The sequence below is a fragment of the Azospirillum sp. B506 genome, from assembly GCF_000333595.1.
GTDB lineage: Bacteria > Pseudomonadota > Alphaproteobacteria > Azospirillales > Azospirillaceae > Azospirillum.
Genome location: NZ_BADK01001009.1, coordinates 1 through 528, shown reverse-complemented (window position 1 = coordinate 528; position 528 = coordinate 1). Strand labels below are relative to the sequence as shown.

At 70.3% G+C, this 528-nt stretch carries 1 protein-coding gene; it reads right to left on the bottom strand.

Translation table 11 applies throughout. The annotated features are described in order from the left end of the window. The coding region (locus I71_RS37950; protein ID WP_042703473.1) for an efflux RND transporter permease subunit at positions 1-528 on the bottom strand (528 nt) is incomplete at both ends.

Sequence of the window (528 nt, the reverse complement as noted above, 5' to 3'; positions counted from 1 at the left end):
CTATGCGGTCGGTGGCGCCGGTGCCAGCGGAGGCGGGGCCGTGACCTTTGCCAGCGCTCCGCCGGAGGGGACCGTGGTGCTGCTGCGCCGCCGGCTGCCGATCGAACGGCGCAGCGATTTCGGCGAAAGCGGGCCGCTGCCCGCCGCCGCCCTCAATGGCGAGCTGGACCGGCTGACGGCGATGCTTCAGCAGCTGGCGGGCGATCAGGAGCTGATGCTGCGCTATGGCGACAGCGACCTGCCGGGTCAGCGGGTGGATGGTGCTTTCGTAGAGGACGCCGAGGATGATGTAGACGGCAACCAGCGCCGCCGCGATCAGGTAGGGTTCACTGGCCAGCGACTGCTGGAAGGCCTGGGCCGTTCCCTGGAACGATCCGGCCAGTGCCGCCGGCGTGCCCAGGGCGCGCATGGCCTCGTCGATGGCCGTGGTCGCCTGTCCGAGCGAAACGCCCTGCGCCAGGTTGAAGGACAGCGTCACGGCCGGGAACTGTCCCTGGTGGTTGATGGTCAGCGCGGCGATCGGACGTG